Origin of the sequence: Streptomyces sp. A0592 (genome assembly GCF_004795115.1) — a bacterium.
In the GTDB taxonomy this organism is placed as follows: domain Bacteria; phylum Actinomycetota; class Actinomycetes; order Streptomycetales; family Streptomycetaceae; genus Streptomyces; species Streptomyces erythrochromogenes.
The window spans coordinates 1-7,894 of the sequence record NZ_SSBM01000080.1; the positions used below are offsets into that span (position 1 = coordinate 1).

Genomic DNA, 7,894 nt, shown 5'->3' on the forward strand with positions numbered 1-7,894 from the left:
TTCAACCGGCTCAAGCAGTGGCGCGGCATCGCGACCAGGTACGACAAGACCGCCCAGTCCTACCAAGCAGCCGTCACCCTCGCGTCGCTCCTGATGTGGGCGTGACACTTTGACGACAACTCCTAGGGCTCGCCCGTTCGAGGCGTGCGGAGCAGGTCGGGCTCAGGTCTTCGGTGATCGGGTGCTCACAGTCCACAAGCAGCCGTAGGCGTTCGCGTGACCCGGTCGGCGTCCCCTGTCGCGCATATTTGGCCGAAAATGGGCAAGTCGGGGCAATGTGCATGCCTTGCCTTGATCCGCCACTCCGGCATGGCTTCCGGCTAACGTCGCTGAACAGGCTGGTGCGGACCGCGCCGGGCAGCGGCTCCTCGCTGCAGCACGCCAGTATGCGGAGCGACGAACGGAGCGGTTCAACGCTGCCCGACGGCGAGCCGCCGCTGCAACTTATGCGGGGAGGGGGCGGAGCATGACGGCGTATACGGGGGAGTCGGGGAACGGCTGCTGCTCACCGACTTTGCTGTAGCCCCACTCCTCGTACGCCGACTGCACCTTCGGGTGCGTGGTGTCGACGAGCAGCACGGCCAGGGCCTCCGGCCGGCCGTGCAGCAGTGTCGCGTGCAGCCGCTCGGCTGTGCCGGTCTTGCGCCACCTCGGCAGGACCATCAGCTCCGACACTGCGAATGTCACCGTCTTCTCGGGCACGGGGTCGAGCTGCCCGCGCCACCACTCCCGGCCTTCGGTGAGCGGCGCCCCGTAGGCGTAGCCGACCGGGGTCGGGCCGTCGTAGCCCATGACGCACACGAAGCCGGGGTTCTTCCCCCAGTGGTCCACGAACCACGGGAAGCGCTGGGCGAACTCGTCGTCGGCGGGGTACTCGGGGATGTGGGCGTGGATGTCGATGAGGGTCTGCCGGATGGTGGGGAGGTCGGTGTGGGTGAAGGTCCGCAGCTCTATCAAGGTCGGCTCCAGTTCGTGCGCAGGTTGTCGGTCCAGTTGATGGCGGCGGCCGAGCCCGGTGCCGCGGTCAGCAGGTCACGGTGGAAGTCTCCGAGGAGGGTCCGCATCCGGGCGGGCAGCGGGTCGCCGTCCATCACGGTGAAGACGCTGGCGGCGGAGGTGCACGCCAGCTCGGCTTCGCCCTGGTGGAGCTGCGCGAGGGCGAGGCGGGCCGTCGCGAGCGCCCGGTTGCGCCGGAAGCGGGCGGGGATCTGGGCGAGCGCCCGGTACGAGGAGGCTTCGGCCTCCGCGCCCAGACCCACGTTGTCCTGCACGATCGCGGTGAGCGCGTCGAGCTCGGCCCGGCCGTAGAAGTCGGCCCACGACGGACGGTGCACTTCGCGCGCCCGACCGAGGGCGCCTTCCGCCCGCCCCAGGGAGCGCAAGGCTGCCTGCCGGTCTCCGGCGTGGGAATGCGCCACGGCCGTCCTCGCGTGCGCCAGGGACGCGAACAGCGGATCCCGGCGGGTGATCGTGGCGGTCTGCGCTGCGTGCCCGGCGGCGAGCGCGGTGGCGCCGTCGCCCCGCTGGTAGGCGAGCATCGAGCGGAAGTTCCACACCCGCAGCGCGGCTGTGGTGTCGCTGCCGAGGCCGGCCAGTGACAGCGCCCGGTCGAGGTAGGTCTCCGCATGATCGAGCCGGCGGGCGTCGATGGACGACCACGCAGCCCAACATGTGTAGTCGGAGGCGATGGCGAACAGGCGGCCGCGAGTCCGCGCGGAAGCATTCTCGCGGGTCAGGGCGAGGGCGGCGGTGGCTCCGGCGAGCGCGGCCCGCTCCAGGGCGTGGTGGCCTCCCTGCCGGTCGTCGATCTCGGTCAGGCGCCCGAGCCCGGATTCGAGGCGGGCGACATCGGTCGCTCCGACGCGCTGGGGGGCCGCGGCCGCCGGGGGTGAAGCGACGGCGGCCGCGGCAACGGCGGCGCTGGAGGTGATGAAGGTGCGTCGGAGCACGGGGTCCTCCGGTGGGGCGGTGGTTCGAGGTGTGCCGAACCCTAGATCGGTGATGGGGCATCCGAACACGTCTTCCAGTGCTGCGCGCGTCCGGCCGATCGGCTGCCGCGTCGTCCCGTTCAGGAGGTTCCGCACGGTCCGTGCGGACACCTCGCCCGGTCTGCCGGTGATCCGCAGGAGTGCCGTGTTCATGTGGCCTGCTAACTCGTCCTGTGTCAGGCCGAGTTCGGCCACGCGTGCTCGGAGTGCGTCATTGCCCGCCATGACGCAGAACGTAGCCGCACGGCCATACTCCGAACCAGGTGGCCGGTAATGCGCACGCAAAGTCTTCCGGTTGGAGGAGAGTCGGACCACCCCAATCCTTCCTGTCTGGCCCGCGGCCGTGGGCGTTCACTGGTCACCTGCCGTCCCGTCACGGGTCGGCGCCCGCCCCGGACCGACCCCCGGAGGAAGACGGTGAACACCGCGTCCGCCAGACCCCGCCCCATGCTCCCCGCGCCGTACGGGGCCCCGAGCCCCGGCCTGCGGGAGCGCGCCGCCGGCAGCTTCGCCCGCTTCCTCGCCGCCGCCGACCGATACCTGGACCTCGACCCCGCGTTCACGGGCCCCCGGCAGGCCCGCCTGCCCGACGAGCCCGACCAGCCGCATCCGGGGGCGAGGTGACGACCATGACCCGCGCCCACTGCCCGTACGAGATCGGCGACACCGTGACCGGCTGGACCGTTGTACCGCCCGAAGAGCGCAGCCGCCGGCAGCCGGAGCGGGTCACCGGAACCGTCGTGCAGATTGGCTCCGGATGGGCCGGAGTGGACTGCGGCACTGCCTACCTGTGGTTGCGCCTGTCCTCCGGCCGGGAGGCACAGGTCCTGATACAGGGAGCCGCGTTGGGCGCCCCGTGACTGGCCGCCGCCAGCCTCACCACCGTCCGGCAGGCTTGGCCGTTGCTCTACGTGGCCACGCCCCGGACCCGCCGGTGAACACGTGCCGGTGTGCGGACGGCACTGCCCTTTGACTGCCCGCGGCCGGGCTGTTCCGCGACCATCCTCCACGCCCCGGAACACCGGCTGCGGAGCCGCACACAACCGGCGACCCACGCGGCCGGACCGGCGGCGCGCGCTGGGCGAGCCTCGGCTCCCGCCTGCACACCCCCGCCGCCAACCCGCAAACCGCCCTGCCACCCGAGGAGGATCCGTGCACGCCCTGATCGCCGCCCCGTACGAGGACGAACACCTTCTTCTGCGCGCCGACAGCCCTCGTGCGGTGAAGATCCCCGCACGCAGGTGCATGGAGCTGCGGCAGGCCGTCACCCGCGCCGCCATCACCCCCGCGTGGCTGGCCGACACCGCCCGCACAGCGTGGGACCTCAACCTCACCGGGCACCGCGTCTCCACTGTCGTACGTGTCCGCCACCCGGGCCGGTTCCGGCACTCCCGCGGCACCTGGGAGATCAACCTCGGCTGCGACTACGACTGTGAACACTGCTACCTCGGGGAGAAGCGGTTCGAAGGCCTCACCCGCCCGCGCAAGAAGCACCTCCTGCGCGTCATGCGGGACGCCGGAGTCGCGTGGCTGGAGATCACCGGCGGCGAACCCCTCGTCGACCCCGACTTCCCCTCCGCCTACCGCTACGCCCACCGCCTCGGCATGGTGGTGAAACTCCTCTCGCCGGCTCACGGCTGTGGCACGAGCCCACCATGACCCTCCTCACCACCTACCGGCCGGCGAAGCTCACCCTGTCCGTGTACGGGGCGAGCGCGGAGACGTACGACGGCCTCACCCGCCGCCGCGGAGGTTTCCGGAAGTTCTCCCGCGGCCTCGACAATGCCGTAGACGCCGGCTTGAACCTGGAACTCAGCCTGATCATCACCCGCCGCAACGCCACGAGCAGCACGCAATGCGGGCATGGGCCGGCCGGCTGGGCCTGCCGTGGCGGGAGTACGCCAACATGTCGCCCACCATCCACGGCGGCGCCGAAACGCTGCCCACGCAGTCCCCCGAACACCTCACCCGGCGGGCCCCATTCACCGGGTGCCCGGCCGGCCACACCTTCTTCCGCGTCGACGCCCACGGCCACGCCTCCATCTGCAAGGTAGGCCGTGACCCGTACGTGGACCTGGACGCCGAGGGCGTCGAAGGTCTGGCTCGACTCGGCGCCGGCGCCGATCCCCTCATGCTTCGCACCGGCGGATGCGCAGGCTGCACGCTCTCCGGCTCGTGCCGGGTGTGCCGCCCGATGGCGCGCATCTTTCAGGAGGCGAAGGCACCACTGGTCAGCTACTGCCAGCACGGCCAACCGAAGGAGACCACCCGATGAGCCCGACCCTGCTCGAAGCCCGCCCCGCCCCCACCCTGACCAGCGCCGTGACCCTCACCCTCGGCCGGACCCGCCATGCCGAGACCGACGAGGTCCAGATCATCGAGGACATCACCGCCTACACCGCGCCCACCGCGCAGGGCTGCGGCGACGACAACCCCTACAACTAATCCGCGCCCGAACCGGGGGCCCCGCCGCGAACCGGCGCCGGGGCCCCCGCACGTCTGGAAGCCTGACCTTCATGCCCACCCACCGCATGACCGAACTCCCCACCGACGCCCTCGCCCTCATCACCGAACGCACCAGTCCAGTCCTCAAGTACGAGACCGCCGGAGGGGGCCTCAACTCCGAGATCGCCGCCCACATCTACACGGTCACCACCACCCTGTTCGTCAAGGGTCTGCGGACCGGGCATCCACGGATCTGGACCCAGGCCCGCGAAGCCGCCATCAACCCGCACGTGGCCGGGATCGCCCCCGCGCTGCTGTGGCGGGCCGAAGGCCACGGCTGGGACCTGCTCGCCTTCGAAGACGCCGACGGCCGTCACGCCGACTACACGCCCGGCTCCCCGGACCTGTCCCTCGTCGCCGACACCCTGTCCCGGCTGTCGCAGCTCACGGCCCCCGCCGGGGTAACCGTGCGGACCATGCCGGACCGCATGCGCGAGCACACCTCCGCCCCGGACCTGTTCGACGGCGACGCGCTGCTGCACACGGACTGGTTCCCCACGAACGTCCTGATCACCGCCGATGGCGTCCGCGTCGTGGACTGGGCATGGGCCTCCCGGGGGGCGGCCTGGATCGACGCCGCCCTATGGGCTGTGTGGCTTGTCCGCTCCGGCCACAGCCCCGAGCAGGCCCACCAATGGGCCGCCCGCATCCCGGCCTACGCCACCGCCCGGCCCGCTGCCGTCGACGCATTCGCCGACGCCACCGTCAGCTTGTGGGAGCAGATCACCGACCACGGCGCCGAGCCCTGGACACTCGACATGCTCGCCGCCGCCCGCACCTGGGAGGCCAGCCGGTGAACGCCTGACCGGCAGGGCAGCCCGGCGGGCCGGTTCGGGGAGCTGGCGGCGCTGTGCAAGGTGCTCCAGTTCGCCGCGCGCGGCGAGTACGCCGACATCGGGGAGGCTCTCATGGACCGCGTGTACGGAACTGACCGGCCGACGCCTTCCTCTGCCTCCACGGCGCCGGGGCCGCCTCCAGGGGGCAGGCCCGGAACAAGGCCATCCCCGAGGCCACGGCGAGAGCGATCACGCCGAGGGGACGGCCGTCGCGAGGACGTCGACCGCGCAGTCGAGTACCGCGCTCGGCGCGGGCAGGTCCTCCTCGATCGCGGTGGTGGGGTCGTCGGCGAGCGCCTGCGCCCATGCCGATGACGCTGCCGGTCACCGCCAGGAGGATCGCCTTGTGCCCCGGGGTGTGCCACTCGGTGGAGCCCAGGGTGAGCCCGATGTCCAGCTGCTCGCGAAGCTCTCGGGGACTTCCCCGTGGCCGTGCCGGTCGCGGTCATAGCAGTCCGCCGGGTCCAAGCCGGCGGTCGCCTCCTGAACGGCATCAGCCGGAGAGCCCATCCAGTTCCCGGCCGGACCGGGCAGGGACCTCAGCCAGGCCGCCGCCCGGTGCCCGGCGGGGCGGGGCAGGATCGCGCCGCTGATCGGCAAGTCCTACGCAGGGGTCGGGCTTGCCGAGCACCGCGGTTCTTGGCCGGCTGCCAACGGTGGGCGGCGCTCACCGCAGGAGTGGGCGCCGCCGGGCTGATGGCAGGAGGTCAGGCGAGGTGGAAGCCTGCGCCCACACCGCCTCGGGTGTTCATGTCGCTGATGATGAACTCGATCGAGGTGTGGCCGGGGAAGCCCCAGAGATTGCCGACGAGGGTGGTTCCGTTGACGACGGGCCCGCCGGAGTCGCCAGCGTTGGTGGCGATGACGCTGGTGAAGCGGCCGATGGTCGCCGGGCCGTGGCCGACGACGTTGCCACAAGTCTTTCCGGTCCGGTGGCCCATCTTGCACAGGCGAGTGCCGACAGCGGGGCGGGCGCCGAGTGAGGTGATGGTCACCGGGCCCGACGGGCTGTTGACCGTGTTCGTCGGGGTCACCTTGGCCGGGTCGAACTTGATCACGGCGTAGTCGGGTCCTGCCACACCGCCGGTGTAGTAACCGTTGCCCTCGCTGATGTAGGTCACCTCGCCGATCACGCCGACCTCTAGGAACTCAAGGCTGCTGGGCAACGGGGCGGGGGCGAAGAAGCTGCCGTGCGGAGACCTGTCGAGGTAGACCTTGTCGCCGTGCACCTTGTTGCCCGCGTCGTCGACGAAACAGTGGGCGTTGGTCAGGCCCACGAGGTTGCCGGCGTTGTCGTAGCCGACCGCCGTCAACGTACAGCTCTTGATCTTCGTTTCCGTCGGCGTCTGCACGAACTGCTGAAAGATCCCGGTGCCGCCGCCGATCGGATAGAGGGTGTCGGCCTGGGCTGCGGGGGACAGGGTGTTGGCCTGGGCCGCGGGGGCCACGACCGCGAGCAGCGATGCCGCCATCGCCGCGGTTAAGACAGCGGCCTTGCGTATGAAGTTGGGCATGTTCACTCCCTGGGAGAGATCAAGACGCCGCCCATTCAAGCAGGCGATGATGCCTTAACCTCGCGTTTTCAGTCACGCCCGCCACGACGAGGGCGCTGACCGCGGCGGTACTGCGGCCGACCACGAAGTCCGTTGACGCGAGCGTGCTGCTGGCCGCACGGTCACCCCCGAGGCCATGCGGCCGGGTTGGGCGGACGCGTTGTCGATGTCCCGCTCGGTGCTGCCGCACCGTCGGCTCTTCAGCTCGACGAGCGCCTGGCCCACGCCGCCGCCCGGCCGTTGATGGTGCCCAACCCCCATGCCCCGCGTCAGGGAACGCTTCACCCCGCACGTCGTCCCCGGCGGACTGGGCGCTAGCCGAATACCGGATCTGTGAAGCGTCGCAACTCTCGGGCCGTGCTGGGCAGGACGAGGGCTCCGGTGAGGTCGCCGCGCTCGGCGACCTCCTGGCGGTGGCCGCCGCCCACGCCCCGGCCGTGGTGCGTGACCGCGTCCAGCGGGCGGCCGACGCCTTCGAGCAGCCGCCCGCGCCCTCGAAGGCCGAACACGGGCCGGCTGGCGGGTTTCGGCGCGTGAAGGAGACGATGCCTTCAGGGTGGTTCGCGATGCGATCCTCGCTTCCCCGGCCTGGCCCGACATCGCCGCCCAGAGAGGCCGGCTCGACGACCGGGGGATCGACGTCGCCCGGATCCTCTTCGACGCCCACGCCGCCGGGATGGGCGTCGACCAGGCCGTCGCCGCCGGAGGGTTGTTCACCGTGAACCTGCGGGTGGTTTGCCTGATTCTGGTGGTTGGGTCGGTGGGTTCGTGGCCAATGTGCTGGGAGGGGCTTGGGGTGTGACTGAGGTGGGTGCCAAGGGGGGGCGGTGTGTTGATCTCGAGTCTCTGAGTGCTGGGTTCGTCCCGTGTTTCAGAGGGGCATCGGTGTTGTTCTGCCGGTGGCGGAACACGGGTCGGATCGGGTTTGGTGGTTAGTACGGTCGGGTGTCATGACGGAGATTGTGGGGCGTGTGGTTGAGTATTCGGCTGATGGTTTGACGATGGTCGGGTA

11 protein-coding genes and 2 pseudogenes are annotated in these 7,894 nt (G+C 70.9%); 9 read left to right on the forward strand and 4 right to left on the reverse strand.

What is annotated here, in order from left to right:
- Positions 1-105 (forward strand): annotated as a pseudogene (locus tag E6U81_RS39130) (IS5/IS1182 family transposase); the annotation flags it as partial.
- A gap of 339 nt (positions 106-444) precedes the next feature.
- Here the strand turns inward: E6U81_RS39130 and E6U81_RS39135 are convergent.
- Together E6U81_RS39135 and E6U81_RS39140 are read right to left on the reverse strand one after the other, a co-directional pair.
- Positions 445-957, reverse strand: a complete 513-nt coding sequence (locus E6U81_RS39135; RefSeq protein ID WP_240804280.1) for a GNAT family N-acetyltransferase — start codon at positions 955-957, stop codon at positions 445-447.
- Entirely contained in the window at positions 954-1,949 is a 996-nt protein-coding gene (locus tag E6U81_RS39140; protein ID WP_346766202.1) for a hypothetical protein, read from the reverse strand. Before E6U81_RS39140 ends, E6U81_RS39135 begins: the two co-directional genes overlap by 4 nt.
- Positions 1,950-2,405: 456 nt before the next feature.
- Here E6U81_RS39140 and E6U81_RS39145 point away from each other — a divergent pair, with 456 nt between their 5' ends.
- The 6 genes from E6U81_RS39145 to E6U81_RS39160 all read left to right on the forward strand — a co-directional run bounded on the left by E6U81_RS39145 (position 2,406) and on the right by E6U81_RS39160 (position 5,290).
- A complete protein-coding gene (locus E6U81_RS39145) occupies positions 2,406-2,612 on the forward strand; it encodes a hypothetical protein (protein WP_136234747.1) in 207 nt (68 codons plus the stop codon).
- Positions 2,613-2,617: 5 nt separating this feature from the next.
- The gene (locus E6U81_RS39150; protein WP_136234748.1) at positions 2,618-2,848 is read left to right on the forward strand and encodes a hypothetical protein; all 231 of its coding nucleotides are present in this window, start codon (positions 2,618-2,620) and stop codon (positions 2,846-2,848) included.
- Positions 2,849-3,140: 292 nt separating this feature from the next.
- A complete protein-coding gene (locus E6U81_RS41590; protein WP_240804281.1) occupies positions 3,141-3,647 on the forward strand; it encodes a hypothetical protein in 507 nt (168 codons plus the stop codon).
- A 196-nt stretch (positions 3,648-3,843) separates the two neighbouring features.
- A complete protein-coding gene (locus E6U81_RS41595; RefSeq protein ID WP_240804282.1) occupies positions 3,844-4,263 on the forward strand; it encodes a hypothetical protein in 420 nt (139 codons plus the stop codon).
- On the forward strand, positions 4,260-4,433 hold the full coding sequence (locus E6U81_RS40355) for a hypothetical protein (protein ID WP_168714874.1): 174 nt from the start codon (positions 4,260-4,262) through the stop codon (positions 4,431-4,433). The genes E6U81_RS41595 and E6U81_RS40355 overlap by 4 nt, the downstream gene beginning before the upstream one ends.
- Positions 4,434-4,504: 71 nt before the next feature.
- Positions 4,505-5,290, forward strand: a complete 786-nt coding sequence (locus tag E6U81_RS39160) for an aminoglycoside phosphotransferase (protein ID WP_240804283.1) — start codon at positions 4,505-4,507, stop codon at positions 5,288-5,290.
- A gap of 746 nt (positions 5,291-6,036) precedes the next feature.
- On the opposite strand, the gene E6U81_RS39165 is transcribed toward E6U81_RS39160, so the two are convergent.
- Complete coding sequence (locus E6U81_RS39165; protein ID WP_240804284.1) at positions 6,037-6,843, reverse strand: S1 family peptidase; 807 nt, start codon at positions 6,841-6,843, stop codon at positions 6,037-6,039.
- 86 nt (positions 6,844-6,929) lie between these two features.
- Between E6U81_RS39165 and E6U81_RS41600 the strand changes: the two are divergent.
- Positions 6,930-7,134 (forward strand): annotated as a pseudogene (locus E6U81_RS41600) (integrase); the annotation flags it as partial.
- Positions 7,135-7,196: 62 nt separating this feature from the next.
- Here the strand turns inward: E6U81_RS41600 and E6U81_RS39175 are convergent.
- On the reverse strand, positions 7,197-7,391 hold the full coding sequence (locus tag E6U81_RS39175; protein WP_136234749.1) for a hypothetical protein: 195 nt from the start codon (positions 7,389-7,391) through the stop codon (positions 7,197-7,199).
- A 47-nt stretch (positions 7,392-7,438) separates the two neighbouring features.
- On the opposite strand from E6U81_RS39175, the gene E6U81_RS39180 reads away from it, so the two are divergent.
- Positions 7,439-7,684: a hypothetical protein gene (locus E6U81_RS39180; RefSeq protein WP_136234750.1), complete on the forward strand. Its 246-nt coding sequence runs from the start codon at positions 7,439-7,441 to the stop codon at positions 7,682-7,684.
- Positions 7,685-7,894 lie beyond the last annotated feature (210 nt).